This is a genomic window from Arthrobacter sp. P1_H7 (genome assembly GCF_056405215.1).
In genome coordinates this window covers 22,510-48,760 of record NZ_JBFUCO010000017.1, presented here as the reverse complement: position 1 = coordinate 48,760, position 26,251 = coordinate 22,510, and the positions used below count along the sequence as shown (strand labels likewise).

General features: G+C 65.9%; 24 protein-coding genes. 16 read left to right on the top strand and 8 right to left on the bottom strand.

The window, feature by feature from the left end:
• Positions 1-55: 55 nt before the first annotated feature.
• From AC1DXI_RS16765 to AC1DXI_RS16745, 5 genes are all read left to right on the top strand, one after another.
• A complete protein-coding gene (locus AC1DXI_RS16765; RefSeq protein ID WP_476939545.1) occupies positions 56-1,882 on the top strand; it encodes an ABC transporter ATP-binding protein in 1,827 nt (608 codons plus the stop codon).
• 304 nt (positions 1,883-2,186) lie between these two features.
• The gene (locus AC1DXI_RS16760) at positions 2,187-3,827 is read left to right on the top strand and encodes a peptide ABC transporter substrate-binding protein (RefSeq protein WP_476939544.1); all 1,641 of its coding nucleotides are present in this window, start codon (positions 2,187-2,189) and stop codon (positions 3,825-3,827) included.
• A 223-nt stretch (positions 3,828-4,050) separates the two neighbouring features.
• Complete coding sequence (locus AC1DXI_RS16755) at positions 4,051-4,980, top strand: ABC transporter permease (protein ID WP_018773796.1); 930 nt, start codon at positions 4,051-4,053, stop codon at positions 4,978-4,980.
• Positions 4,970-5,965, top strand: a complete 996-nt coding sequence (locus tag AC1DXI_RS16750; protein ID WP_476939543.1) for an ABC transporter permease — start codon at positions 4,970-4,972, stop codon at positions 5,963-5,965. Before AC1DXI_RS16755 ends, AC1DXI_RS16750 begins: the two co-directional genes overlap by 11 nt.
• 11 nt (positions 5,966-5,976) lie before the next feature.
• Complete coding sequence (locus tag AC1DXI_RS16745; protein ID WP_476939542.1) at positions 5,977-7,698, top strand: ABC transporter ATP-binding protein; 1,722 nt, start codon at positions 5,977-5,979, stop codon at positions 7,696-7,698.
• Between the two features lie 165 nt (positions 7,699-7,863).
• Here AC1DXI_RS16745 and AC1DXI_RS16740 read toward each other — a convergent pair whose 3' ends face one another.
• Positions 7,864-8,832 carry an SGNH/GDSL hydrolase family protein gene (locus AC1DXI_RS16740; protein WP_476939541.1) on the bottom strand — a complete coding sequence of 323 codons (969 nt, stop codon included), beginning with the start codon at positions 8,830-8,832 and terminating at the stop codon, positions 7,864-7,866.
• A 282-nt stretch (positions 8,833-9,114) separates the two neighbouring features.
• Between AC1DXI_RS16740 and typA the strand changes: the two genes are divergently transcribed.
• From typA to AC1DXI_RS16725, 3 genes are all read left to right on the top strand, one after another.
• Positions 9,115-11,043, top strand: a complete 1,929-nt coding sequence (typA, locus tag AC1DXI_RS16735; protein WP_476939540.1) for a translational GTPase TypA — start codon at positions 9,115-9,117, stop codon at positions 11,041-11,043.
• A gap of 27 nt (positions 11,044-11,070) precedes the next feature.
• A complete protein-coding gene (locus AC1DXI_RS16730; protein ID WP_476939539.1) occupies positions 11,071-11,448 on the top strand; it encodes a hypothetical protein in 378 nt (125 codons plus the stop codon).
• A gap of 418 nt (positions 11,449-11,866) precedes the next feature.
• Complete coding sequence (locus AC1DXI_RS16725) at positions 11,867-12,676, top strand: type IV toxin-antitoxin system AbiEi family antitoxin domain-containing protein (protein ID WP_476939538.1); 810 nt, start codon at positions 11,867-11,869, stop codon at positions 12,674-12,676.
• Between the two features lie 419 nt (positions 12,677-13,095).
• Here the strand turns inward: AC1DXI_RS16725 and AC1DXI_RS16720 are convergent, their stop codons facing one another.
• Complete coding sequence (locus AC1DXI_RS16720) at positions 13,096-13,344, bottom strand: putative acetyltransferase (protein WP_476939537.1); 249 nt, start codon at positions 13,342-13,344, stop codon at positions 13,096-13,098.
• A 150-nt stretch (positions 13,345-13,494) separates the two neighbouring features.
• On the opposite strand from AC1DXI_RS16720, the gene fdxA reads away from it, so the two are divergent.
• The 5 genes from fdxA (at position 13,495) to AC1DXI_RS16695 (ending at position 17,962) form a co-directional block, all read left to right on the top strand.
• Positions 13,495-13,821 (top strand): ferredoxin, encoded by a 327-nt coding sequence (fdxA, locus tag AC1DXI_RS16715; RefSeq protein WP_026266493.1) that lies wholly within the window; start codon positions 13,495-13,497, stop codon positions 13,819-13,821.
• Positions 13,822-13,833: 12 nt separating this feature from the next.
• A complete protein-coding gene (gene dapC / locus AC1DXI_RS16710; RefSeq protein WP_476939536.1) occupies positions 13,834-14,976 on the top strand; it encodes a succinyldiaminopimelate transaminase in 1,143 nt (380 codons plus the stop codon).
• Positions 14,977-15,210: 234 nt separating this feature from the next.
• Positions 15,211-16,518 carry a citrate synthase gene (locus tag AC1DXI_RS16705; RefSeq protein ID WP_476939535.1) on the top strand — a complete coding sequence of 436 codons (1,308 nt, stop codon included), beginning with the start codon at positions 15,211-15,213 and terminating at the stop codon, positions 16,516-16,518.
• 101 nt (positions 16,519-16,619) lie between these two features.
• On the top strand, positions 16,620-17,303 hold the full coding sequence (locus AC1DXI_RS16700; protein WP_476939534.1) for a TetR/AcrR family transcriptional regulator: 684 nt from the start codon (positions 16,620-16,622) through the stop codon (positions 17,301-17,303).
• A 47-nt stretch (positions 17,304-17,350) separates the two neighbouring features.
• Complete coding sequence (locus AC1DXI_RS16695; RefSeq protein WP_476939533.1) at positions 17,351-17,962, top strand: hypothetical protein; 612 nt, start codon at positions 17,351-17,353, stop codon at positions 17,960-17,962.
• A gap of 80 nt (positions 17,963-18,042) precedes the next feature.
• Here the strand turns inward: AC1DXI_RS16695 and AC1DXI_RS16690 are convergent, their stop codons facing one another.
• Together AC1DXI_RS16690 and dapD are read right to left on the bottom strand one after the other, a co-directional pair.
• Complete coding sequence (locus AC1DXI_RS16690) at positions 18,043-18,894, bottom strand: hypothetical protein (RefSeq protein WP_476939532.1); 852 nt, start codon at positions 18,892-18,894, stop codon at positions 18,043-18,045.
• Between the two features lie 110 nt (positions 18,895-19,004).
• Positions 19,005-20,015, bottom strand: a complete 1,011-nt coding sequence (gene dapD, locus AC1DXI_RS16685; protein ID WP_476939531.1) for a 2,3,4,5-tetrahydropyridine-2,6-dicarboxylate N-succinyltransferase — start codon at positions 20,013-20,015, stop codon at positions 19,005-19,007.
• 211 nt (positions 20,016-20,226) lie between these two features.
• On the opposite strand from dapD, the gene dapE reads away from it, so the two are divergent.
• Complete coding sequence (gene dapE, locus AC1DXI_RS16680) at positions 20,227-21,324, top strand: succinyl-diaminopimelate desuccinylase (RefSeq protein WP_476939622.1); 1,098 nt, start codon at positions 20,227-20,229, stop codon at positions 21,322-21,324.
• A 129-nt stretch (positions 21,325-21,453) separates the two neighbouring features.
• Here dapE and AC1DXI_RS16675 read toward each other — a convergent pair whose 3' ends face one another.
• From AC1DXI_RS16675 to AC1DXI_RS16660, 4 genes are all read right to left on the bottom strand, one after another.
• Positions 21,454-22,290, bottom strand: coding sequence for an amino acid ABC transporter permease (locus AC1DXI_RS16675; protein ID WP_018773813.1), 837 nt, complete (start codon positions 22,288-22,290; stop codon positions 21,454-21,456).
• Positions 22,287-22,937 carry an amino acid ABC transporter permease gene (locus tag AC1DXI_RS16670; protein WP_476939530.1) on the bottom strand — a complete coding sequence of 217 codons (651 nt, stop codon included), beginning with the start codon at positions 22,935-22,937 and terminating at the stop codon, positions 22,287-22,289. The genes AC1DXI_RS16675 and AC1DXI_RS16670 overlap by 4 nt, the downstream gene beginning before the upstream one ends.
• Before the next feature lie 98 nt (positions 22,938-23,035).
• Complete coding sequence (locus tag AC1DXI_RS16665) at positions 23,036-23,920, bottom strand: glutamate ABC transporter substrate-binding protein (protein ID WP_476939529.1); 885 nt, start codon at positions 23,918-23,920, stop codon at positions 23,036-23,038.
• Between the two features lie 55 nt (positions 23,921-23,975).
• A complete protein-coding gene (locus AC1DXI_RS16660) occupies positions 23,976-24,731 on the bottom strand; it encodes an amino acid ABC transporter ATP-binding protein (RefSeq protein WP_026266498.1) in 756 nt (251 codons plus the stop codon).
• A 208-nt stretch (positions 24,732-24,939) separates the two neighbouring features.
• Between AC1DXI_RS16660 and AC1DXI_RS16655 the strand changes: the two genes are divergently transcribed.
• Positions 24,940-25,827, top strand: a complete 888-nt coding sequence (locus tag AC1DXI_RS16655; protein ID WP_476939528.1) for an LOG family protein — start codon at positions 24,940-24,942, stop codon at positions 25,825-25,827.
• A 48-nt stretch (positions 25,828-25,875) separates the two neighbouring features.
• Complete coding sequence (locus tag AC1DXI_RS16650; protein ID WP_018773818.1) at positions 25,876-26,232, top strand: DivIVA domain-containing protein; 357 nt, start codon at positions 25,876-25,878, stop codon at positions 26,230-26,232.
• Positions 26,233-26,251 lie beyond the last annotated feature (19 nt).

The following is a 26,251-nucleotide window of genomic DNA, read 5'->3' as shown; positions in this document are numbered from 1 at the left end:
GAGCCGCAGCACTAATCCCCGGTGCACCGGCGGCCCGACGGAAGGATAGCCCATCATGACTGACTTCATCACCCTCGATCCGCCGGCCTCACCCGTACCCGGCAAAGGTGAAACCGTCCTGGAGGTACGGGACCTCAGCGTGGATTTCGGCGTGGACAAGAAATGGGTCCCGGCCGCGATCGGCCTGAACTACGAGGTCCGGGCCGGCGAAGTGCTCGCCATCGTGGGGGAGTCCGGGTCCGGAAAGAGCGCCAGTTCGATGGCTCTGCTTGGCCTGCTGCCGAGTAACAGCCGTGTGACAGGAAGTGTCAAGCTCGCCGGCCGTGAGCTGCTCGGGACCAATGAGGCCAATATCCGCGCAGTGCGCGGCAAGGACGTCGCGGTGATCTTCCAGGAGCCGATGACGGCCCTGAACCCGGTCTACACCGTGGGGTCGCAGATTGTGGAAACTGTACGTCTGCACAATGAAGTTTCCCCGGAAGAAGCGAGGCTCCGGGCCCTGCGGATGCTGGAACTTGTCGAACTGCCCGATCCGGAGAAGGCCTTCCGGTCTTATCCGCACCAGCTTTCCGGCGGCCAGCGCCAGCGCGCCATGATCGCGCAGTCGCTCTCCTGCGACCCGAAGCTGCTCATCGCCGATGAGCCGACCACGGCCCTCGACGTGACCGTCCAGGCCGAAATCCTTGACCTCATGCGCAACCTGCGGAACAAACTGGACAGCGCCATTGTGCTCATCACCCACGACATGGGGGTGGTGGCCGACCTCGCCGACCGGATCGCGGTCATGCGCAGGGGCGTCATCGTGGAGACAGGTACGGCAGCGCAGATCTTCCACAACCCGCAGCACGAATACACCCGGGCGCTGCTGGCTGCGGTCCCTCACCTGGGACAGGGCGGCGCGGATTCCGCGGCGGACGTGGACGTCACCGCCGCCCTCGCCGCCGCGACCCACGCCGAGATCCTGTCCATTCCGGAAGACGAGCTGATCCGGCGCGAGCGCGAAAACGCCGCCGCCCTGGCCGCGGCCGAGGCGGCCAAGCCGAAGGGGGAGCCGGTCCTGGAGCTCACCGATGTCGCCATCGAGTACCCGAAACAGGGCCGGGTGCCGGCCTTCCGAGCCGTGGAAGGGGCCAACCTGGTCATCTATCCCGGACAGGTGGTCGGCCTCGTCGGCGAGTCGGGTTCCGGCAAGACCACCATCGGCCGGGCCGCCGTCGGCCTGCTGCCGGTGGCGGCAGGCACCATGCGCGTCGTCGGGCAGGACATTTCCGCTGCCAAGAGGAACGGCCGGCAGCTCCACGAGATGCGCCGGCATGTCGGCATGGTGTTCCAGGATCCGTCGTCGTCCCTTAACCCCAGGCTGCCCATCGGGGAAAGCATCGGGGAGCCGATGTTCCTGGCAAAGGCCGCGAAGGGGGCCGAACTGCAGCAACGGATCGAGGCGCTCCTTGACCAGGTCGAGCTGCCGCGGAACTACCGCAACCGCTACCCGCACGAGCTCTCCGGCGGGCAGAAACAGCGCGTGGGGATCGCCCGTGCCCTCTCGCTCAAGCCGAAGCTCATGGTCGCCGACGAGCCCACCTCCGCCCTCGATGTCTCCGTCCAGGCCAAGGTGCTCGATCTGTTCCAGAACCTGCAAAAGGAACTGGGGTTCGCCTGCCTGTTCGTCACCCACGACCTCGCGGTGGTGGACGTGCTCGCGGACCGGATCTGTGTCATGCAGCGCGGCAGGATCGTGGAGCAGGGGACCCGGGACCAGATCCTCCGCAACCCCCAGGAGCCCTACACCCAGCGGCTTTTGGCGGCGGTTCCGTTGCCGGATCCGGACAAGCAGCGCGAGCGCCGCGAGCTGCGCGCGCAGTTGCTGTCCGGGGCGAGCTGAGGCTTATTTGCAGGGCTGGAAAATGGGGGAAAATCCGGCGGATTCCAGTTAACCGCGGGTAACCCAGGTCACACGGCGGGCGAATACTACCAGTCGGTAGCGTGTGACTTGAAATACACTCCGCTTGACGTTAATCGTCATGAGATTGTCGGATCACGGTTTGGCAACAGAGTTCCAACATTTGGACGGTTTAGGGCTAGGCTACTTCCATATGTAGGCCACGTCACAGGGGATACCCCTGTGCCTGCTTACGGGGAAGCATAAGTTTTTCCCTCACGAACTCCCACAACTCATAGGAGGCGGAATGCGTTTTTCGCGCACTTCCAAAGCACTGGGCATGGTGGCTATCGCCGCCCTCGCCCTGACCGGATGCGGTGCCAGCGGCTCCGCGACCGGTAGCGGCAGTACCGGCGGCGACACCAGCAAAGTGATCCTCGCCGACGGCTCCGAACCCCAGCGTCCCCTCATGCCCGCCGACACCAACGAAGTCGGCGGCGGCAAGGTCATCGACATGATCTTCGCGGGCCTGGTCAGCTACGACCCCAGCGGCAAGCCGGTCAACGAACTCGCCGAGTCCATCGAGGGCAAGGACGGCCAGCACTTCACCATCAAGGTCAAGAAGGACCAGAAGTTCACGAACGGCGAGGCCATCACGGCCAAGTCCTTCGTCGATTCCTGGAACTTCGGTGCCGCAGCCAAGAACGCCCAGCTCAGCGGTGGCTTCTTCGAGAGCATCAAGGGCTACGACGAAGCCAGCGCAGAAGGCTCCACGGTCGAGACCATGTCCGGCCTGAAGGTCGTTGACGACCAGACGTTCACCGTGGAACTCAAGCAGCCGGAATCTGACTGGCCGCTTCGCCTGGGCTACACCGCGTTTGTTCCGGTTCCCTCCGGTGCCCTGAAGGACCCGAAGGGCTTCGGCGAGAAGCCGGTCGGCAACGGCCCGTACAAGCTCGCGGACGGCGGCTGGCAGCACAACGTGCAGATCCAGCTCGTTCCGAACCCGGACTACAGCGGCCCGCGCAAGGCCAAGAACGCCGGCGTGACGTTCAAGATCTACCAGAACGACGACTCCGCTTACCAGGACCTGATGTCCAACAACCTGGACATCCTGCAGACGATCCCGACCAGCGCGCTGAAGAACTTCAAGTCTGACCTTGGCGAGCGCACCATCAACAAGCCGTACGCCGGCAACCAGACCATCGCCATCCCGGAATACCTGCCGGAATGGAGCGGCGAGGCCGGCAAGCTCCGCCGCCAGGCGATCTCCATGGCGATCAACCGCGAAGAGATCACCAAGGTGATCTTCAACGGCGCACGCCAGCCTGCCAAGGATTTCACGGCCCCCGTGCTTGACGGCTACAGCGACTCGATCGCCGGAGCTGAGAACCTGACTTTCAACGCCGACAAGGCCAAGGAAGCTTGGGCCAAGGCCGACGCGATCCAGAAGTGGGACGCGAACAAGACCTTCACCATTGCCTACAACGCCGACAAGGGCGGACACAAGGCCTGGGTTGAGGCTGTAGTCAACCAGCTCAAGAACACGCTCGGCATCAAGGTTGAAGGCAAGCCGTACGCCACCTTCAAGGAAGCCCGCAACGACGCCACCGCCAAGACCCTCACCGGCTCCATCCGTGCCGGCTGGCAGGCAGACTACCCGTCGCTGTACAACTTCCTCGGCCCGATCTACAAGACCGGTGCCGGCTCCAACGACGCCAGCTACGCCAACCCGACGTTCGACAAGGCCATCTCTGACGGCCTGAACGCCGCGTCGGTCAGCGACGGCAACAAGGCCATGAACAAGGCCCAGGAGATCCTCCTGACGGACCTGCCGGCCATCCCCCTGTGGTACCAGGTTGCCCAGGGCGGCTGGAGCGACAAGGTCACCAACGTCGACTACGGCTGGGACGGCGTCCCGCTGTACTACAACGTAACCGGTAAGTAACAACAAAACGACGGCGGGGGCCGCCCATACTGGGGCCTCCGCCGTCGTCGTGCTTCCCCTCCATTTATTCTCTTGATGCCCGGCTCTTTCGGGCGAACTTTTCGCAGCCCTGCCGCCGTGAGTGAACCGGCGCCGGCCTGCATCCATAGTGAAAAGGTTCTTTGATGAACAACTCCGCCGCATCCCTGGACAGGATGCCTGCCAACGAGGGTGTGACTCGCTGATGTCGACATACATCCTCAAGCGTTTCCTACAACTGATTCCCGTCTTCCTGGGCGCAACACTGCTGGTCTATTTCCTGGTCTTCAGCCTGCCCGGTGACCCCATCGTGGCCCTGTTCGGCGACAAGCCGGTGAACGAGGCGGTGGCAGCGAAGCTGCGCATGCAGTACCACCTGGACCAGCCGTTCTGGATGCAATACCTGCTCTACCTCAAGAGCATCTTCACGTTTGACCTGGGCCAGGACTTCTCCGGACGCCCCATCGCCGCCGTGCTCGGCGAGGTCTTCCCCGTCACGGCGCGGCTGGCCATCATGGCGCTGATCTTCGAGGCCTTTTTCGGCATCGTTTTCGGCCTCATCGCCGGCCTGCGCAAGGGCAAGCTCTTTGACGCCACCGTCCTGGTCGCGTCCCTGGTCGTGATCGGCATCCCGATCTTCGTCCTGGGCTTCCTGCTGCAGTTCACCATCGGCGTCCAGCTCGGCTGGGCCAAGCCGACCGTCAGCTCCGCGGCGACCATCCCGGACCTCATCCTGCCGGCGATCGTGCTGGGACTGGGATCGTTCGCCTATGTCCTGCGCCTGACCCGCACGTCCGTCATCGAAAACATGAACGCCGACTATGTGCGCACTGCCACCGCCAAGGGCCTTTCCCGGTTCCAGGTGGTCCGCGTCCACATCCTGCGCAACTCCCTGATTCCCGTCATTACGTTCCTGGGCGCCGACCTCGGCGCTTTGATGGGCGGGGCAATCGTCACGGAAGGCATCTTCAACGTCCCGGGCGTAGGCAACCGGCTCTACCGGGCCGTGCTGTCCGGGGAAGGGCCCACGGTGGTCTCGATCGTCACCGTCCTGGTGCTGATCTACTGCCTCTCCAACCTGCTCGTTGACCTGCTTTACGGCTGGCTTGACCCGAGGATCCGTTATGACTCCTGATAACACCACCACCGCTCGGCACTCCGATTCCCGCCGCCCGGTCCGCCGGACCGAGCACTTCGTGGCCGATGTCTCCGAGACCCCGCTCCAGGTAACGGACCGGGTCAAGGACGAAGCCGCACCGCTGAGCCTGTGGGGCGAGGCCTGGAAGAACCTGCGCAAGCAGCCGCTGTTCCTGATCTCAGCGTTCCTGATCCTTGTGGTCGTCGCGGTCTCCGTCTTCCCGGGATTCTTCTCGCAGATCGACCCGACCTCGGAAGCCTGCCAGCTGGCCAACTCCGACGCAGGCCCCGCCGCGGGCCACCCGCTGGGCTTCACCCAGCAGGGCTGCGACGTCTACGCCCGTGTCATCTTCGGTACGCGGTCCTCCGTGACGGTGGGCCTCTTCACCACCATCGGAGTGCTGCTGATCGGCGGCATCCTGGGGGCCGTCGCCGGCTATTACGGCGGCTGGATCGACTCGGTCCTGGCCCGCATCAATGACATCTTCTTCGCCCTGCCCCTGATCCTGGGCGCGATCGTGATGATGCAGCTGCCGATGTTCCGGACGAACAAGACCGTGTGGACCCTGGTGCTCATCCTGGTCATCTTCGGCTGGCCGCAGATTGCCCGCATTACCCGCGGCGCCGTCATCGAGGTCCGGAACGCCGACTTCGTCACGGCCGCCCGCTCGCTGGGCGTCTCGAAGTTCGGCGCCCTCATGCGCCACGTGATGCCGAACTCGCTGGCCCCGATCATCGTCGTGGCCACTATCTCCCTGGGTACGTTCATCGTGGCCGAATCCACGCTGTCCTTCCTGGGCATCGGGCTGCCGCCCAGCGTCATGTCCTGGGGCAACGACATCCAGGCGGCGCAGGCCTCGCTCCGGTCCAACCCGATGCCGCTGCTTTACCCGGCCATCGCGCTGTCCATCACCGTCCTGAGCTTCATCATGCTGGGCGATGCCCTGCGTGATGCCCTCGATCCCAAAGCCCGCAAGCGATGAAAGGGGACACCATGAGCGCCTCTGTTGACTTCCAGGAAGCTGGGTACGCCACTGAGCGCCCGCTGCTTGAAATCAAGGACCTGGCCATCGGGTTCACCACCAGCAACGGCGAGGTCAACGCCGTCCGCAACGCCCGCCTCACCGTCATGCCGGGCGAAACCGTCGCGATTGTGGGCGAGTCGGGTTCCGGCAAGTCCACCACCGCGCTGGCTGCCATCGGCCTGCTCCCGGGCAACGGGCGCGTCACGGCAGGCCAGATCCTGTTCGACGGCGAGGACATCTCCAACGCCAGCGAAAAGCGGATGATCGATCTCCGCGGCAACAGCATTGGCATGGTCCCGCAGGACCCGATGTCCAACCTCAACCCGGTGTGGAAGATCGGTGACCAGGTCCGCGAGACGCTGAAGGCCAACGGACTCCCGAGCGGCCCCGACGACGTCGCCAAGGTCCTGTCCCAGGCCGGGCTGCCCGACGCCGGCAGCCGCGCCAAGCAGTACCCCCACGAGTTCTCCGGCGGCATGCGCCAGCGCGCGCTGATCGCGATCGGGCTCGCCTGCCAGCCGCGCCTGCTCATCGCGGACGAGCCGACGTCGGCGCTCGATGTGACCGTGCAGCGCCAGATCCTTGATCACCTGGACAAGATGACCACGGAACTGGGCACCGCGGTGCTGCTGATCACGCACGACCTCGGCCTCGCCGCCGAGCGTGCCGACCAGGTGGTGGTCATGTACCGCGGCCAGGTTGTCGAATCCGGGCCCTCGCTGGAGCTGCTGCAGAACCCGCAGCACCCGTACACCCAGCGGCTGGTCGCCTCGGCGCCGTCGCTGGCGTCCCGGCGCATCCAGGCCGCCAAGGAACTCGGCGTGGAAACCGACGACATGCTCGCCCCGAGCGAGACCGGCGTGGTCGTGCCGGCCAAGTCCGACGACGTCCTGCAGATCCAGAACCTCAGGAAGGTCTTCAAGCTGCGTTCGGGCCTGGGCAAGTCCACGGACTTCACCGCCGTCGACGACATCTCCTTTAACGTCAAGCGGGGAACCACGACGGCGATCGTGGGGGAGTCGGGCTCCGGCAAGTCCACGGTGGCGCAGATGGTCCTGAACCTCCTGACGCCGACCTCCGGCAAGATCGTCTTCGACGGCGTGGACACCTCCACGCTGAACAGCAAAGAGCTCTTCGCCTTCAGGCGCCGGGTGCAGCCGATCTTCCAGGACCCGTACGGTTCCCTGGACCCGATGTACAACATCTTCCGGACCATCGAGGAACCGCTGCGGACCCACAGGATCGGGGACAAGGCCAGCCGCGAGAAGAAGGTCCGGGAACTGCTGGACCAGGTGGCATTGCCGCAGTCCACCATGCAGCGGTACCCGAACGAGCTCTCCGGCGGCCAGCGCCAGCGAGTCGCGATCGCCCGCGCCCTGGCCCTGGACCCCGAAGTGATCATCTGCGACGAGGCTGTCTCGGCACTGGATGTGCTGGTGCAGGCGCAGGTGCTGAACCTGCTCGCCGAACTGCAGTCCCGTCTCGGCCTGACCTACCTGTTCATCACCCACGACCTCGCGGTGGTCCGGCAGATCGCCGACCGCGTGTGCGTCATGGAGAAGGGCAAGCTGGTGGAAACGGGCTCAACGGACGACGTCTTCGAGGCGCCGCAGCAGGACTACACCCGGGCGCTGCTCAACGCCATCCCCGGCGCCGGCCTCATGCTGCCGCCGGAAATGGACGTGGCCTGAGCGGCTGCCTTCCGTAGGGCTTGAACGAGTCCGCCGCTAGCAGCACCTGGCAGCAGCTGGCAGCAAAGGAGCCGGTGTCCTCCCCTTGGGGGCGGACACCGGCTCCTTTGCTGTGCTGTGGTCCGTCCGCGTGGTGGTCCGTACTGCGTAGTGGCCGGCCCTGCGCTAGTGGGACAACCCGGCGCCAGCGGCCCGTCCTGCGTAGTGGGACAAGCCGGCGAGCATGCCCGGGTCAGCGTAGTCAAACCCCATGGACTGCAGCCGCTGGCCGAAAACGGCGCCCAGGGCCGCGTGGCCCTGCCGGTTCAGGTGGACACGGTCCGCCATCGAGCCTGTCAGGTTGTACCGGGTGAGCCAGTCGCCCGCGCTGACGAACGGCAGCCCGTGACGGTCCGCCACCCGCCCCAGAAGCGCGTCCACCTCGCTCCGGCGTCCTCCGCCGTAATGCGCGCCGCGCCCGAGTGTGCCCACCATGAGCATCCGGGCCGCGGGGTAACGCTGCTGGATGCTCGCGATCAGCCGTTCCGCGTTGGCGACGATCTGCGCGTCGGAGGCGCCGCGTGCGGCATCGTTCCCGCCGCCTTCAATCACCACGAGGGGAGGAGCGCCGTACGGAAGTTTCCAGTCGCCGCGCTGGAGCGCGTCAATGTAGTTGCCGGTCTTGCCGTTGGACGCCACGAAACCGGTGCCGCCCCGGCCACAGAAGAAAACTTTGTACCCAGCCGCGGCCAGACCCTGCCTGGGCCAGCCATAGGCCGGTTCCGACTGTGAGTCGCCAATCAGCACGGCAATATTGCTGGTGTCCTTGACGATGATCTCGTTGCGGCCGTTGTCAGGATTGCGGTAGGTCGAGCCGCTCGGCAGGGCGGCGGGGTCGATGGTGGACCCGATGCGTGTCTTCGCCGCGGATCCGGCCGCGACCGGCACTCCCGCGCCAATGGCCGCTCCGGACCCGCTGCCGGTCATTGGCGCGCCCGAAGATCCCGCCTCTGATGATCCCGCGTCGGAAGAGCCGACTTCGGAAGAGCCCGAGTCGGGCGCAGGTGAATAAGAGGCCTGCCCGCAGCCGCCAAGAACAACGCCGGTGGCGATCATCATTGCGACGAAGCGGGACAGGGCCGAGGCGTTTCGCATGAATGTCTCCGGGCTTGCTTGCTGCTATCAGAGCAATGATGGTGCATGGGCCCCGGAAAATCCAGTGACTTTACTCACACGTAATAGACCACTTCCGTGCGCCCGTCCTGCTCTGGCGACGGCGCGGCCGCCGGTCGCCGATCCGCATTTTAGGCCAATAAATGACCTAGCGTTTAGAATGGTAGTAGGTGCCCTGTGCCAAAGGGACTTATCTGTCGTGCGTTCCGGTTGGAAATGTCGCGATACCACAGCTGACTTCACCACTGAATCGAGCAATAACGCATGTCTGAAACCACCACCAACACCGCGGTAGCCACTGCATCGCGCAGTGACCTGCGCAACGTCGCGATCGTGGCCCACGTTGACCACGGCAAGACCACGCTGGTCGACGCCATGCTCAAGCAGACCAACTCCTTTGCCGAGCACAACCACCTCGAAGACCGCGTCATGGACTCCGGTGACCTGGAACGCGAAAAGGGCATCACCATCCTGGCCAAGAACACCACGGTGGCCTACAACGGACCGTCCTCCAACGGCGAAACCATCACCATCAACGTCATCGACACCCCCGGCCACGCCGACTTCGGTGGCGAGGTGGAGCGCGGCCTGTCCATGGTCGACGGCGTCGTCCTCCTCGTCGATGCCTCTGAGGGCCCGCTGCCCCAGACCCGCTTCGTGCTGCGCAAGGCTCTCGCCGCGCACTTGCCGGTGATCCTCCTGGTCAACAAGACCGACCGCCCCGACGCGCGGATCGAAGAAGTTGTCCACGAGTCCATGGATCTGCTCCTGGGCCTGGCCTCCGACCTCGCCGACGAAGTTCCGGACCTCGACCTGGACAAGATCCTGAACGTTCCGGTTGTTTACGCCGCCGCCAAGGTCGGCCGCGCCTCCCTCGAGCAGCCCGCCGACGGCAGCGCCCCCGAAAACGAGGACCTCGAGCCGCTCTTCAAGGCCATCATCGAGCACATCCCGGCCCCGACTTACAACCCGAACGGTGTCCTGCAGGCGCACGTCACCAACCTGGACGCCTCCCCGTTCCTGGGCCGCCTGGCGCTGCTGCGTATCTACAACGGCACCCTGCGCAAGGGCCAGACCGTCGCTTGGGCACGTGCTAACGGTGAGCTGAAGAACGTCAAGATCACCGAACTGCTGGCCACCAAGGCACTCGACCGTGTTCCCGCGGAATCCGCCGGCCCCGGCGAAATCGTTGCTGTTGCCGGCATCGAGGAAATCACCATCGGCGAGACCCTGACCGACGCCGAGAACCCGCAGCCGCTGCCGCTGATCACGGTTGACGACCCGGCCATCTCCATGACCATCGGTATCAACACCTCGCCGCTGGCCGGCAAGGTCAAGGGCGCCAAGGTCACGGCCCGCCAGGTCAAGGACCGCCTCGACAAGGAACTGATCGGTAACGTCTCCATCAAGGTTCTCCCCACCGAGCGTCCCGACGCCTGGGAAGTCCAGGGCCGTGGCGAGCTCGCACTGGCCATCCTGGTCGAGCAGATGCGCCGCGAAGGCTTTGAACTGACCGTCGGCAAGCCGCAGGTGGTCACCAAGACCGTCGACGGCAAGGTCCACGAGCCGATGGAGCACATGACCATCGACGTGCCCGAAGAGTACCTCGGCGCCGTCACCCAGCTGATGGCCGCCCGCAAGGGTCGCATGACCAACATGGCCAACCACGGCACCGGCTGGTGCCGCATGGAGTTCATCGTTCCGGCCCGTGGCCTGATCGGGTTCCGCACCAAGTTCCTCACGGACACCCGCGGCGCCGGCATCGCCGCCTCCATCTCCGAAGGCTACGAGCCGTGGGCCGGCCCCATCGAGTACCGCACCAACGGTTCGATGATCGCCGACCGCGCCGGTGTTGTGACCCCGTTCGCCATGATCAACCTGCAGGAACGTGGCTCCTTCTTCGTCAAGCCCACCTCCGAGGTGTACGAGGGCATGATCGTGGGCGAGAACTCCCGCGCCGACGACATGGACGTGAACATCACGAAGGAAAAGAAGCTCACCAACATGCGTGCAGCCTCCTCGGACACCTTCGAGAACCTGACGCCGCCGCGCGACCTGACCCTCGAAGAGTCCCTCGAATTCGCCCGCGAAGACGAATGCGTTGAGGTTACCCCGGATTCAATCCGCATCCGCAAGGTCATCCTGGACACCAACGAGCGTGCCAAGGCCAACCGCGCCCGCGCCAAGGTCTGATCCCGGTCTCCGGGCTTCCGCCACAACGTGAATAAGAGAGCTGCCGGTACGGCAGGCGGCATTGCGGCCGCCGTACCGGCAGCTCTTTTTGTTGCCCTGGCCGGCACCGCCCTGCACCGCCACGACCTGGTCTTGGGCGGCGTGGAGCTCCCGTGGGGCGCCGTCGCGGCGCTCGTGCTGCTGGGCTCGGTTCAGTTGTGGCTGGGGGCGGCGTTCCGTTCAGTCGTCCCGACGGCGGCCTGCGGAGTTCTCTGCTACGCGCTGACCGGCTGGTGGTCCACCCTGGAAGCGGGCAAGCGCCTGGTCATCGGCGACGCCGCAGGCAATATCTGGGTCTTCGGCATCGCAGGCATCACCGTGGCCATGCTCGCCTGGTGCCGGCGCTACAGGAGGCAGACCGGCTAGGGCCGGTGACGACTGGCCAGGACGGGTGATGACTGGCTAGGGCTGGTGATGACCGGCTAAGACTGGGCCCCATTGCCGCTGCTCCCCACGCGGGACATGCCCATTTTTCGTTCGCTCGAGTGGGCACAATGGCATTRTGTCCGGCGCAGGGCTCGTCCGCGGGACATRTCCAGTCCTCATGATTGGGCCAGTCCAGCTCACCCATCCCGTCCGGGGACATGCCCATTTTTCGTTCGCTCGAGTGGGCACAATGGCATTATGTCCGGCGCAGGGCTCGTCCGCGGGACATGTCCAGTCTTCGCTTTGGCCCGAGCTTGCCGCGGCCCAGGCCAGGCCAGGCCTGGCCTGGCCTGGGCAGGTTTCCACATAGCGCGGGATGTGACTATCCGGGTGCAGTGTGCGGCTCCACCATGGGTGAATGGCCAACATCATCGAGGTGCTTTCGAATTATGACGGCGTCGCGCGCGCCAAGTACATTGCCGCGGCGGGGGTCTCCGATTTTCAGCTCAAGTCGGCGATGGCCTCGGGATCCGTGTCCCGCGTAGCCCGCGGCGTTTATGCGTTGCCCGGTGCGGATGCGCAGCTGATTTCCATTCGCTCGCTTCCAGCGGAGCCCGCGTGCGTCACCGCGGCCCACTTCAGCGGGCTGTGGGTTCTCAACGCCCCGGCCCGGCCGCATGTAGCCCTCACCCACAGCAGGAGCTACCAGGGCTTCGTCTGCCACCGCGCTTCCGTGCCACCGACGCTCCTAGACACGGTCATCCAATGCTTGCGCTGCTTACCCGAACCTGACGGGCTGATCATCGCCGAATCCGCCGTCGTGCTGAAGGGGCTCCCGCTGGGTTCGTTGCGTCAGCGGCTCGATGGCCGGAACGACTCCCGGGAGCGCCGGATGCTGTCGGCGATTGTCCCGCAGTCGCAGTCGCTCATTGAGTGCCTGGCCAGGTTCCTGCTGCGGCGGGCCGGCTTCCATGTTGAATCGCAGGTCAACGTTCCGGGGATGGGACACTTGGACCTGATGGTCGATGGCCGCCTCGGCATCGAGACTGACGGGGCCGGATTCCACATGGACAAGGCGAGCTTTGAGGAAGACCGGCGGCGGTGGAACGTCACCACGCGCCGGGGAATCCCGACTCTCGTTGTGACGTACCCGCTGCTGAGGGACCATCCCGAGGATTTCATCAACATGGTCCGGGAAGCCCTGAACAGGCTGGCTGCCGCAGCCTAGAGCCCAGACTCGACGCCCAGTTTCGTGGGCCCTTGCGATGCGCCTCGGCACTGTGGTCTTGCACCGCGCCAATCCTCCTCTGGAACTGTCCCGTGCTCTGTCTAATTGACACTGGACATGTCCCTTGTTCCGCTAGTCCACCACTGAACATGTCCCTTGTTCCTTTAGCGCACCACTGAACATGTCCCTTGTTCCGTTAGCCCACCACTGGACATGTCCCACCCTGGCTGGCGGCGATGAGTATGGCGCCGAAATGTCCATCTCCAGCAGCGAGGGGAGGGCATGTCCATTGGTGGCCGGGGGTGGGGCTGGGCATGTGCGTGGTTGGCCGGTAGGGGAGGGCATGTCCATTGGTCGGGTGGTGCGGAGAGCATGTCCCCTGGACGCAACCACCGACGCACCCACCCCGGAACCGCTGGTCAGGGCTCCTGCACCCGCGGGGCGCGGCGCGGCGGGGTCGGCGGGACTTCCTTGGCTGCCACGACAAGCGGCAGTGCAATGACGACGTCGGAGCGGCGGGTGCGGACGGTGCACACGCCGTCGGCGCGGTCCACGAGCTCGCCGAGGGCATCCGTCAGGCCGCCGTCGATCCTGTACCGGACCACAACGCGGGTCCCGAGCGGGGCGGCGGCGAGGAACTGCTGGGGCAAGGGCAAAGGCGAGCTCATCAGATCATAGTAAGACGCGGAGCCTGTGTGACGTCCGGCTAGGTTCGCGGGAACAGGCTGGGAGATAATAGGCTCAGAAGTCAGCAGCCCGGCTCAGGGCCTGGAAATCATCCGGCCGGTCGCCGGAACCAACGTGGAGAGGCCAGGGACGTGACGTACGTAATCGCGCAGCCGTGTGTAGATGTCAAAGACAAGGCATGCATTGAGGAGTGCCCCGTCGATTGCATTTACGAGGGTGAGCGTTCCCTGTACATCCACCCCGACGAGTGCGTGGACTGCGGTGCCTGTGAGCCGGTCTGCCCCGTGGAGGCGATCTACTACGAGGACGACACCCCCGAAGAATGGGCCGACTACTACAAGGCCAACGTCGAGTTCTTCGACGAACTCGGGTCCCCGGGCGGCGCCGCGAAGGTCGGGAACACCCACACTGACCACCCCATGATCGCCGCCCTGCCGCCGCAGAACCAAGACAACTAGGACGGCACTACGGTGACATCCGCGGTGCGCACTTTCGGCCTGAGCCTGCCCGACTACCCGTGGGAGGCCATGGCGCCATATCTCGCAACGGCAGCCCGGCACGCGGAAGGAGCCGTCAACCTTTCCATCGGAACCCCTGTGGACCCCACGCCGGCCCTGATCCAGGAGGCGCTGCGCGCCGCCGCGGACGCCCCCGGCTATCCCACGGTCCACGGGACGCCGGCCCTGCGGGAGGCCATCGCCGGCTGGTTTGCGCGCCGGCGCGGCGTCCCCGGGCTCGATCCGCAGCATGTGATGCCGACGGTCGGTTCCAAGGAACTCGTCGCGTGGCTGCCTTTCCTGCTCGGCCTGAAGCCGGGCGACGTCGTCGTCCGCCCCACGGTTGCGTACCCCACCTATGACATCGGGGCCACTTTCGCCGGTGCGGAGCAGGTCGCCGCCGACAACCTCGACGAGCTCGACGCCGGCACCCGGGCCCGTGTGCGCCTGGTCTGGGTCAACTCACCGGCCAACCCCACCGGCAGCGTGCGGGACATCGCGTCGCTGCGGCAGATCGTCCGGCAGGCCCGCGAACTCGGCGCCGTCGTCGCGTCCGACGAATGCTACGCCGAACTCGGCTGGGGGGAGTGGGACGTCCAGCGCGGCGGCACCCCGGTCCCCAGCATCCTGGATCCCCAGGTCGCAGAGGGCTCCCACGATGGCCTGCTCGCCGTCTATTCGCTGAGCAAACAGTCCAACGTGGCCGGCTACCGGGCGGCATTCGTCGCCGGCGATCCGGTGATCATGGCGAACCTGGTCAACAGCCGCAAACACGCCGGAATGATTGTTCCCTATCCGGTCCAGGAAGCGATGCGGGTGGCCCTCGGCGACGACGCCCACGTCCAGGCCCAGAAAGACCTGTACCGGGGCCGGCGGGAACGGATCGTGCCCGCGCTGGAGGGTTTCGGCCTGGCAATCCATGAATCGAGGGCCGGCCTTTATCTGTGGGCCACCGCCGGCGAGGCGACGTGGGACACCGTGGGCCGGCTCGCGGACCGCGGTATCGTCGTCGGCCCCGGGGTCTTCTACGGCGACGCCGGCAACGGGTTCATCCGGGTGGCGCTGACCGCCGGCGACGAAAGGATCGACGCCGCCGTGTCGCGGCTGGCCCCCTAAGCGTAACAATGCTGTGACGCGTACCACATGTGGCGCGTTTTTGGCGCTTTGCAGGCCCCCCGGATTAGTGCCACCCGCGAAGTGAAGGTACTTTTTAACTGACGATCAATGGTGGCTTTCCACAAGAAGGCAGCGCAGCCTTTGGAAATCCTGTCCGCACAGGATCCGCGGGCAGCTTCACCAGATGTTGGACCAGCTTTCGACAGAGGCCCCGATGCCTCATGAGGAGACTCCATGACTGAAACCACCAGCGCAACCCTGCGCCATGCCGGCGGCGAACTCGAACTCCCGCGCATCAAGGTTGTAGAAGGGAACGAAGGCTACGACGTTTCCAAGCTGCTGAAGCAGACCGGCGCCGTCGCCTTCGACCCCGGTTTCATGAACACCGCGGCCACCACCTCGGCTATCACCTACATCGACGGTGACGCCGGCATCCTGCGCTACCGCGGCTACCCGATCGAACAGCTGGCCCAGCACTCGAGCTTCCTGGAAGTCTCCTACCTGCTGATCTACGGCAACCTGCCGACCCCCACCGAGCTGGAGTCCTTCGACCAGCGGATCCGCCACCACACCCTGCTGCACGAGGAGCTCAAGGGCTTCTTCAGCGGCTTCCCCCGTGACGCCCACCCGATGCCGGTGCTGTCCTCGGCCGTGTCGGCGCTCTCCACGTTCTACCAGGACTCGCTGGATCCGTTCAACGCCGAGCAGGTGGAGGTGTCCACCATCCGGCTCATGGCCAAGATGCCGGTCATCGCGGCCTACGCCCACAAGAAGTCGATCGGGCAGCCCATGCTGTACCCGGACAACTCCATGAACCTGGTGGAGAACTTCCTGCGCCTGAGCTTTGGCCTGCCGGCCGAGCAGTACGAGGTGGACCCGGTCATCGCCAAGGCCCTGGACCTGCTCCTGATCCTGCACGCTGACCACGAGCAGAACTGCTCGACGTCCACCGTCCGCCTGGTCGGCTCTTCGAACGCGAACCTGTTCGCCTCCGTCTCCGCCGGCATCAATGCCCTCTTCGGCCCCGCCCACGGCGGTGCCAACGAGGCCGTCCTGAAGATGCTGCGCCAGATCCAGGCCGACGGCATCAAGCCCGAGGACTACATGGAGAAGGTCAAGAACAAGGAAGACGGCGTCCGCCTCATGGGCTTCGGGCACCGCGTCTACAAGAACTACGACCCCCGCGCCAAGATCATCAAGGCCACGGCCCACGAGGTCCTGAGCAAGCTCGGCGGAAACGACGAGCTCCTCGACATCGCCATGCGCCTTGAAGAGAAAGCCCTGGGCGATGACTACTTCATCCAGCGCAAGCTCTACCCCAACGTGGACTTCTACACCGGCCTGATCTACAAGGCCATGGGCTTCCCCGAGAAGATGTTCACCGTGCTGTTCGCAATCGGGCGCCTGCCGGGCTGGATCGCCCAGTGGCGCGAGATGATCAGCGACCCCAACACCAAGATTGGCCGCCCGCGCCAGCTCTACGTCCCTTTTGTTGAGGTGCGCGGCCGGCGTCGTTCCCATGGGGCCACCGCGCGGCTGTGACCCATGCCGCTGTGACCCGCGCCGCTGTGACCCGCGCCACGTCCCCGGTGGAACCGGTGTGCCCCGGGGCGGCAGCGGCACGGACGTGCTAAAAAAGACCAGTGCCTAAATTTGTCGACGCCGTAATCCGGCGCCAGGAAATAGTTGACGCAGTCTTCCGGATCATCGCAACCGATGGTCTCGAGCGGGCCTCGCTGCGGGAAGTCGCAGATGAAGCACAGCTGGCCGTCGGCTCGGTGCGGCACTATTTCGCCAGCAGCGACGAGCTGTTGACCCACGCGTTCGCCGTGGTGGTGGACCGGATCGTGGGCCGCCTCACCGACGCGGACTCCCGGCTGGGCGATACGCCGCCGGGGTCAGGGGAGCGGCATGCGGCCGTCCTGGCGCTGCTGGGTGAGTTTCTTCCGCTGGACGAGGAACGGGCGGTTGATGCCTGCGTCTGGATGGCCTTCAAGAATGCCGCCCGGACAAGGCCGTTCCTGGCCACCGAGGCCGACCGCAGCCACCGGGCGGTGGCCGCCGTCGTGGGCGGGCTCATCCTGGGCCTGGCCGGGGCTGCTTCTGTCGATGCTGCGGCTGACGCCGATGACGGCGCCGGCCTCGAGCAGCAGGTGCTCGTTACCGAAGCGGAACTGCTGCTGGCAGTCCTGGACGGTCTGACGATGCACGTCCTTCTGCAGCCCGAGTGGATGACGGCCCTGATGTGCCAGGATGTGCTCGAAGCCCACCTGGCGGGCCTGGACGGCCGGCTGGCGGCCGGGCAGCCAGCCGTTAACGCCTCATAACAACAGGAATAGACTGAGATCGTACGTCTTGCCAAGGAGGCAATCGGATGCACCACACCGGCGGACCAGGCTGGCGGATCACAATGGATACTTCTGGTCCCATGCTCATTGCCCTCTACGTTCGTGACGCCGCCGGCTTGGACACCGCGGGACACCCGGCGCTCTGCCATGCGGCACCGAAGATCCGCGCCTCGGACCACTCCCACCTGATCGCCGAGGTTGGCGGCCCGTCTGCGCTCAAGACCGAATGGGAGGCCTGGTGGGAACAGCTGCTGAAAGACCACCCGGAAATGTCCCCCGAGCTCTCCCCCCCGGGCTTCCGTGCGTTCAGCAATTCGCCGGCCCTCCGGCGCGTGCTGCAGGCCCACTTCGGGGCCGCTTTGACGTGGGCCCGGGAACGCCTCGCGGAATACGGGGCCCTCGAGGCGGAGCGCGAAGCCAACGGCAACAACGAGCTGCTGGCCGACATGGTGGAGGACCGCCTGCTTGACGTGGGACGGGCTTCAAAGGATTTCGGCCTGACGATCATCGAGCTCCCGCTTGCGGAGCCGCGGGCCTGGTATCTCGAGCCCGACAAGATCATCATGAGCCACGAGCTGTTGTCCCAGCCGGAGCTGTTCCGCAGCTACGTGCAGCCGGTGGTCGATCTCCTCGTCTGAGCCCGCCCGGTGACGGCTGAACCCGCTGGCAACTGACCCGGTGGCAACTGACCCCGCTGCCAACTGACCCCCGGTAGCGGTCAGGTGCCGGGGGCGTCTGCGACGGTAACCCTGACCTGGCCGGCCGGGACTTGAGCCGGCTGCCAGCCGTCGCGGGACTGCCGGTTCCAGGCGCGGCCCTCGACCTCCACGCTGGTGATTTCGAGCTCTTTGGCGTTGGCCACGGCCCACTGCCCCACAGCCCAGGCCTGGGTGCCTTCGGCCTCCACGAGCAGGGTACGGCCGGTGGTGGTCGCCGGGACGTCCCCCAGCGCAGCGGTCAGCCCTGCGGTGACGGCGGCAGGATCCCCGGCGGCGTCGGGGGAGCGCAGCGAGCAGTCCAGGCCTGCGGGCGTCTGGCCGCTCAGGGCGGAGGCGAAGGCGCGGGCCATGACCTCATGCTGGGCATAGGCTTCCGGGTACGCCGAGCGCTGGACGCGCTGGGCGGCAACGGTGATCTCCAGCGACTCGTACCCGGAGACCTCGACGAGCGCATCGTAGAACGCGTTGCTGGCGTGGTACGGGTCCATGACCTGCGCCGTGGTGCCCCAGCCCTGGGACGGACGCTGCTGGAATAATCCGCGGGAGTCGGGACCGGCCTGGTCACCATGGCCGATGTTGCGCAGTTTGGATTCCTGCATCGAGGTGGCCAGCGCAATGCTGGCGGCCCGGGCGGGAAGCCCCCGCCGGACCGCGACGGCGGTGATGAGGGAGGCATTGGCCGCCTGGTCGGTGGCGAGGTCATCGCCCCCGCTGCCCGCGGCCGTGCAGCGTTCGGTGATCAACGTCTCCGATCGCTGCAGGAACGCCACCGCGGTGTAGATGCCGCCCGCGACCATCGCAAGGGTCAGCAGAAGGACGATCCGGCGCCGCCAGCTCCCTCGTCGTGCCACGAAAATACTCCCTCAGGCCCCAGCGGGCTGCGTCATCGGCTTTTTCGTCGGGGCGGCTCGGGCCGCCCGCGCGGTCTTCGCCGCCCGCCATACCGTACCAGCCGGTGCGGTCAGTTGGCGTGCAGGTCCGCGTTGAGCTCCACGGTCTGGCCCTTGCGGGGGAGTGCCTCGACCGCGCCGGTGGCGGAGTTGCGGCGGAAGAGCAGGTTCGGAACCCCGGAAAGCTCCACGGCCTTGACGACCCGGCTGGTGTCTTCGCCTTCGGCATCCCGCGGGCTGATGACACGGACGCGTGTGCCGGCGGTGACGTAGAGCCCTGCCTCCACCACAGAGTCATCGCCAAGGCTGATGCCAACGCCGGAGTTGGCGCCGAGGAGGACCCGCTCACCGATGGCGATCTTTTCCTTGCCGCCACCGGAGAGGGTTCCCATGATCGAGGCCCCGCCGCCGACGTCGGACCCGTCACCGGCGACGACGCCGGCCGAGATCCGGCCCTCAACCATGGAGGTGCCCAGGGTTCCGGCATTGAAGTTCACGAAGCCCTCGTGCATGACGGTGGTTCCCTCGGCCAGGTGCGCACCGAGCCGTACCCGGTCGGCGTCGGCGATCCGGACGCCGGACGGAACCACGTAATCGACCATGCGCGGGAACTTGTCCACACCGAACACGGTGACGGTACCGCGCTTGCGCAGGCGCGCCCGGGTCAGCTCGAAGTCCTCCACGGCTGCGGGGCCGAAGTTGGTCCACACCACGTTGGGGAGCTTGCCGAAGATGCCGTCAAGGTTGATGGTGTTGGGCTGGACGAGCCGGTGGGAGAGCAGGTGCAGGCGAAGGTAGGCGTCCGCCGTGTCCGCGGGCGCTTCGTCCAGGTTGATCTGGGCAAAGACAACCTTCTGCTCGGTGCCGCGGTCCGGGTCGATGCCGGTTGCGGCGATGTCGATCAGCGACTGGTCCGCGTTCTCCACGTCGTGCAGGTTCGCCGCGGCGACTCCGAGCGCCGGCGCCGGAAACCATACGTCCAGCACGGTGTCGTCACCGTTGCGGGTGGACACAGTGGCCACCCCGTAGCCGAAGGCAGAGCGGGCGTCGGTGGGCACAGCGGAAGCAGCAGATTCAGTCATGGCCCAAGTCTAACGAGAGGCCCCTCGGGCGCTGAAACTCATGACAACCCGACCGACGCGCAGCGGGGGCCCCTTAGGCGACTGAAAACGGCGCCCGCAGCGAGTCAGTTGGGACGGGGAGGCAAACAGATAAAGTGGGACGGTGACCCCCACGAACCCGCGCACCCCTGCCAGTGCCACCGCCAGCGTCCCCGTCCGTACACCGGTCCATCTGGACCTCCGCCAGGACGTTGCCCTGCTCACGGCCGCCCTGATTGACATCAACAGCGTCTCCGGCAACGAGACGGTGCTCGCTGACGCCGTGGAGCATGCCCTCCGCCAGGTGGCGCAGCTTGAGGTGGTCCGCGACGGCGATTCGATCATCGCCCGCACCAACCTCGGCCGCCCCGAGCGCGTCATCCTTGCCGGCCACCTGGACACCGTGCCGCTGCCCACCACCGAGGGCTCGCTCGGGACCGTGCCGGCGTACTGGCCATCCGGGGCCCCGGGAGAGGGGATCCTCTACGGCCGCGGCGCCACCGACATGAAGGGCGGCGTCGCCGTGCAGCTGGCGCTGGCGGCCACCGTGTTCGACGGCGGGGCGGAGCCAGGCAAGGACGTCACGTTCGTCTTCTACGACCATGAGGAAGTCGAGGCTGTGAAGAGCGGCCTGGGCCGTCTGGTGCGCAATCACGGATCCCTGCTCGGCGGGGACTTCGCGATCCTGCTCGAGCCGACCGACGGGACGGTGGAGGGCGGCTGCAACGGCACCAGCCGCTTCGAGGTGACCACGAACGGCGAGGCTGCCCACTCGGCCCGGGCCTGGATGGGCAGCAACGCCATCCACGCCGCGGCACCGATCCTGGCCCGGCTGGCGGCGTATGAACCGCAAACCGTGACGGTTGACGGCCTGGACTACCGCGAAAGCCTCAACGCCGTGAAGATCCACGGCGGCACGGCCGGAAACGTCATTCCGGACCGGTGCGTCGTGGAAATCAACTACCGCTTCGCGCCGGACAAGACCCCGGACGGGGCCGAGGCCGTCGTGCGCGAACTGCTGGACGGATTCGACGTCGTGCGCACCGACAGCGCGGCCGGCGCGCGGCCCGGGCTGCACCACCCCGCGGCGGCGTCCTTTATCGCCGCCGTCGGCGCGGCACCGAAGCCCAAGTACGGCTGGACCGACGTCGCACGCTTCAGCGAACTGGGCATCCCCGCGGTGAACTTTGGACCCGGCGATGCGCTGCTGGCGCACAAGGACAACGAGCACGTCGAGGCGGACGCCATCCGCGAATGCCTGCGGGCCCTGCGGACCTGGCTCAGCGCCTAGCAACGCCCAGAACACAACACGCGGGACACAACGCCCAGAAATAGGGCGCAACGCCCAGGAAATAGGGCACAACGTACAAAGGGTCCGGAACCTCCGAGAGGTTCCGGACCCTTTGTGGGTGGGACGGTTTTACTTTGCGGCCGGAATCCCGGCGACCGGCACGTGCGCCACGCCACCGGCGGCCCGCTTGGAGCCTCGGCGTTCGAGCCAGATGGCCAGGCGGGAGACCGCCAGGTCGATCGCGATGTAGATGGCCGCGGCCACGAAGAACACCGGGAACAGGTACTGCGGGCCCAGGAAGTCCGCCATGACCTGCACGGCCCGGAGCAGCTCGCCGTAGGCGACGATGTAGCCGAGCGACGTGTCCTTCAGCAGCACCACGAGCTGCGCGACCAGCGACGGCAGCATGCGCCGGATGGCCTGCGGCAGCTCGATGGTCAGCCGGGACTGGAAGCTCGTCAGGCCGATCGCCAGGCCGGCCTCACGCTGGCCCTTGGGCAGCGACTGGACTCCGGCGCGGATGATCTCGGCAAAAATCGCCGAGTTGTACAGGACCAGGCCGGCCACGACTGCAACGAACGAGCTGGTGGCAAAGACGAGCAGCACGAACAGCATCATGAGCACAACGGGCATGCCGCGCAGGAATTCCAGCACGACCCGGGTGGGCACCCTGACCCAGGCGTTGTCCGAGATGCGCAGCAGGCACAGGAGCAGGCCCAGCGGGAAGGCAATCACCGCCGCCACCGCCGCGGCGGCGAGCGTGGCGCCGATGCCGGCGGCGATCAGGGCCCAGACCTCGGGCAGCTGAAAGACCGCCCAGCGTTTGGGGTCGAAGATTCCCTGCTGGGCGAGGGTCATGACCGCCAGGACGAGAAGGCCGCCGATCACGATGACGCCGATGATGGAACCGATCAGCGAAACCCGGCGGGCCTTGGGGCCTGGGACGTCGTAGAGAACAGAGCTCATCGCGCGATTGCCACCTTTCGTTCAACGACACTGGCGAGGTAGCCAAGCGGGATGGTTATCAGCAGGTAGAAGAATGCGACGCCGACCAGAACCCACATGACGGCGTCGCCGTTGGCGTTGGCGAGCTGCTTGCCTTGGCCGAAGAGTTCCAGCACATAGAACGCGCCGGCTACAGAGGAGTTCTTGACCAGGGCGATCAGGATGTTGATCAACGGCGGGATCACCGTGCGCAGGGCCTGCGGCAGGATGATCAGGGAGAGCACCTGGCTGAACTTCATGCCGATGCTGCGGGCGGCCTCCGCCTGGCCCACCGGGACGCTGTTGACGCCGGAGCGCACGGCCTCGGCGATGAAGGCCGAGGTGTAGGCGCTCAGGGCGATGATGGCGGCGACCTCGAACTGCTGGAACGTGACGCCGAGGCGGGGCAGAACCACCGCCGCGAAGAAGAATGCGATGGTCAGCGGGGTATTCCGGACGATCTCGACGTACACCATGCTGAAGCCGCGCAGCGCGGCAACGGGCGAGACGCGGGCGGCCGCCAGCACGGTACCGAAAATCAAGGCGATAATCCCCGAGATCAGGGACAGGAAGAGGGTTCGGAGAAAACCGTCCCAATACTGGGGGAGGTTTTCAATGATGACGTCCATAAGTTCCTTCAGCTGCGTTGGGGGATTCCAGGCGAAAGACGGGAGTGGCGGCCGCCGGGCTGCGATGAAATCGCTGGCCCGGCAACCGCCACAGCCGGCTAGTAGCGGTCGATCGTGGGAAGCGCGGGCGCGGTCTTGATGACGGTGCCGGCGGTGTCCTCCCAGGCCTTCTTGTAGGACCCGTCCTTGTCGAAGGCCTCCAGCTGGTCATTGATCCACGTGCGGAAGGCGGTGTCGTCCTTCTTCAGGCCGATGCCGTAGGGCTCCTTGGTGAAGGTCTGGTCCGATGCCAGCTTGAAGGCGTCCGGCTCCTTGGCCACGAAACCGGCAAGGATGACGTTGTCGGTGGTGATCGCTTCGACCTGCTTGTTCCGCAGCGGCTCAAGGCAGGCGGAGTAGGTCGCAGCCGGAACCAGCACTGCGCCGTACTTCTCCACGATCGTGGAGGCCGGCGTGGAACCGGTCACGGAGCAGACGTTCTTGCCCTTGACGTCCTCGGGCTTGGTGATGGAGTTGTTGTCCTTGTTCACCATGAGGGCCTGTCCGGCCTCGTAGTACGGGCCGGCAAAGTCGACTTCGGCCTTGCGCTTGTCATTGATGGTGTAGGTGGCAACGATCATGTCGACCTTGCCCTGCTTGATGAACTGCTCGCGGTTGGCGGAGACAGTTTCAACCCACTCGATCTTGTCGGCGGGGATGCCCAGCTTGGCGGCAATCAGCTTGCCCATTTCGACGTCGAAGCCGACCGGCTTGCCGTCGAGGCCCTTCTGGCCGAAGAGAGGCTGGTCGAACTTGGTGCCGATGGTGATCTTGCCTGCGGAAGAAAGCTTGGCCATGGTGGAATCGGCGGCAAAGCTCGGCTTCTCGGCTACGGGCGGGTTGGTGGTAGTGGAGGAGCTGCCGCCACAGGCACTCAGGCTGAGCGCCAGTGCTGCGGATGCGGCAACCAGAAGGGATTTCCTTCGGGTCAAAAATGCCTTCATGACATTCCTTTCATTGGGCCGCCGTCAGGCGGCCAGGGTGCGAACTCGTAGTCGGTCAGTGTGTCAGCAGCTTGGACAGGAAATCCTTGGCCCGGCTGCTCTTGGGATTGGTGAAGAATTCTTCGGGGGTCGCGTCCTCGACGATCTGGCCGTCGGCCATGAACACGACGCGGTCGGCGGCCTTGCGGGCGAAGCCCATCTCGTGAGTGACCACGATCATGGTCATGCCCTCCTTGGCGAGCTGGACCATGACGTCCAGGACCTCGTTGATCATTTCCGGGTCGAGGGCCGAGGTGGGCTCATCAAAGAGCATCACCTTGGGCTTCATGGCCAGGGCGCGGGCAATGGCAACGCGCTGCTGCTGGCCGCCGGAGAGCTGGGCCGGAAGTTTGGGGGCCTGATGCCCGACTCCGACGCGCTCGAGCAACGCCATGGCGTCCTTGTCGGCCTCGCCCTTGGCGACGCCCTTGACCTTGATCGGGCCGAGGGTGACGTTTTCCAGGATGGTCTTGTGGGCGAAGAGGTTGAAGGACTGGAAGACCATACCGACGTCGGCGCGCAGCTTCGCCAGTTCCTTGCCCTCGGCGGGCAGTTCCTTGCCATCGATCTTGATGTCGCCGTCGTCGATGGTCTCAAGACGGTTGATGGCGCGGCAGAGCGTGGACTTGCCGGAACCCGAAGGGCCGATGACAACAACAACCTCACCCTTGCGGACGTTCAGGTTGATGTCCTTCAGGACGTGCAACTGGCCGTAATGCTTGTTCACGGCCTTCAGGGAGACGAGAGCATCGCCGGGCACTTGAGTAGTCATAGAAAGAATCTAGCGAAGATTGACGGAATATGACCGCAATCACTCTGTTTAGGGCAGATCGTGATTCAAGAGATACCTGCACGTCAGCGTCCCTTGCAGGCCAGCGGCAGGACTCCCGCAGGGGTCCCGCGGCGGTCGAGGGCCTCTTCTGGCCGCCGCTCCCGCGCCGACGCGCCGACGCGGCGGCGACGGAGTTCCGCGCTAGCCTATGGGCATGAGTAGCGATCCGCAGCACGGCCCCAAGCAAGACGCCGAACAGAATCCCGCCGGAAAGCCGGCCCGCGAGACCCGCAGCGCACCGGCGCCCAACGGGATCCGCCACAAGGGCCCGCTTGAGCTGCGCCGCAAGGCCGCCAAGGTCACGATGTCCGACCAGACCTTGCTCGACACAAAAGGGCCGGGCCAGTTCGTCCACACCGACCCCTGGCGCGTGCTGCGGATCCAGAGCGAGTTCGTGGAAGGCTTCGGCGCGCTGGCCGATCTCGGTCCTGCAGTCAGCGTCTTCGGCTCCGCCCGCACCGTGCCGGGCAGCGCGAATTACGAGCTCGGCGTCGAGGTCGGACGCCGGCTGGCCGAAGCCGGACTGGCCGTGATCACCGGCGGCGGCCCCGGCTCGATGGAGGCAGCCAACATGGGCGCCGTGCAGGGCAACGGGGTCTCCGTGGGGCTCGGAATCGAACTGCCTTTCGAACAGGGCATGAACCAGTGGGTGGACCTGGGCATCAACTTCCGGTACTTCTTCGCCCGCAAGACCATGTTCGTCAAGTACGCCCAGGGCTTCATCGTGCTCCCCGGCGGCCTCGGCACCCTGGATGAGCTCTTCGAAGCCATGGTCCTGGTCCAAACCCGCAAGGTCACCTCCTTCCCGATCGTGCTGGTGGGAACCGCTTTCTGGAGCCCCATGCTCGAGTGGGTCCGGGACACCCTCGTCGCGGAGGGAATGGTTTCGGCCGAAGACCTGGACCTCGTGCAGGTGGTGGACGATCCCGCGCGGGCCGTCGAGCTGGTCGTGGAAGGCGCCGCCCGCCACCGGAACCCGAACGGCAGCTCCACCAACGGGACCGGCACCGCGAACATCAAGGGACCGCGGGGCTGATTCGTCCGCCTGAGCGCTCCGGCGTCCGGCTTCTGGCACGATGGTCTAGTGAGTCTCTTCCTGGTTTTCCTGGCGATTGTGCTGATCGGCGTCGCCGTCCTCCTGGGCACCGGCCTGGCGCCGAAAATCTTCCGGCGCCGCCGGGACGGCGGTGCGGGCGGTTCCTTTGACGACGGCTTCGACGAGCCGGTCGCAGCCCTGCCGCCGGTCCTGCTGCCCGAGCGCGCGGCCCCGGCGGACATTGACCGTCTGCGCTTCGCCGTCGGACTCCGCGGCTACCGGATGGACCAGGTGGACCAGGTCCTGGATGACCTGCGGGAGCAGATCACCGCCAAGGACCAGAAGATCGAGGCACTCGGGGAGGAACTGGAGCGCCTCCGTCCGCCGACTGAACAGCGGCCGTGAGCCGCGTGGAAGACCCGGA

Coding starts and splice junctions, on each gene's coding strand:
- AC1DXI_RS16765 (WP_476939545.1), top strand. CDS start 56: ATGACTGACTTCATCACCCTCGATCCGCCGGCCTCACCCGTACCCGGC.
- AC1DXI_RS16760 (WP_476939544.1), top strand. CDS start 2,187: ATGCGTTTTTCGCGCACTTCCAAAGCACTGGGCATGGTGGCTATCGCC.
- AC1DXI_RS16755 (WP_018773796.1), top strand. CDS start 4,051: ATGTCGACATACATCCTCAAGCGTTTCCTACAACTGATTCCCGTCTTC.
- AC1DXI_RS16750 (WP_476939543.1), top strand. CDS start 4,970: ATGACTCCTGATAACACCACCACCGCTCGGCACTCCGATTCCCGCCGC.
- AC1DXI_RS16745 (WP_476939542.1), top strand. CDS start 5,977: ATGAGCGCCTCTGTTGACTTCCAGGAAGCTGGGTACGCCACTGAGCGC.
- AC1DXI_RS16740 (WP_476939541.1), bottom strand. CDS start 8,832: ATGCGAAACGCCTCGGCCCTGTCCCGCTTCGTCGCAATGATGATCGCC.
- typA (WP_476939540.1), top strand. CDS start 9,115: ATGTCTGAAACCACCACCAACACCGCGGTAGCCACTGCATCGCGCAGT.
- AC1DXI_RS16725 (WP_476939538.1), top strand. CDS start 11,867: ATGGCCAACATCATCGAGGTGCTTTCGAATTATGACGGCGTCGCGCGC.
- AC1DXI_RS16720 (WP_476939537.1), bottom strand. CDS start 13,344: ATGAGCTCGCCTTTGCCCTTGCCCCAGCAGTTCCTCGCCGCCGCCCCG.
- AC1DXI_RS16705 (WP_476939535.1), top strand. CDS start 15,211: ATGACTGAAACCACCAGCGCAACCCTGCGCCATGCCGGCGGCGAACTC.
- AC1DXI_RS16695 (WP_476939533.1), top strand. CDS start 17,351: ATGCACCACACCGGCGGACCAGGCTGGCGGATCACAATGGATACTTCT.
- dapD (WP_476939531.1), bottom strand. CDS start 20,015: ATGACTGAATCTGCTGCTTCCGCTGTGCCCACCGACGCCCGCTCTGCC.
- AC1DXI_RS16675 (WP_018773813.1), bottom strand. CDS start 22,290: ATGAGCTCTGTTCTCTACGACGTCCCAGGCCCCAAGGCCCGCCGGGTT.
- AC1DXI_RS16670 (WP_476939530.1), bottom strand. CDS start 22,937: ATGGACGTCATCATTGAAAACCTCCCCCAGTATTGGGACGGTTTTCTC.
- AC1DXI_RS16665 (WP_476939529.1), bottom strand. CDS start 23,920: ATGAAGGCATTTTTGACCCGAAGGAAATCCCTTCTGGTTGCCGCATCC.
- AC1DXI_RS16660 (WP_026266498.1), bottom strand. CDS start 24,731: ATGACTACTCAAGTGCCCGGCGATGCTCTCGTCTCCCTGAAGGCCGTG.
- AC1DXI_RS16655 (WP_476939528.1), top strand. CDS start 24,940: ATGGGCATGAGTAGCGATCCGCAGCACGGCCCCAAGCAAGACGCCGAA.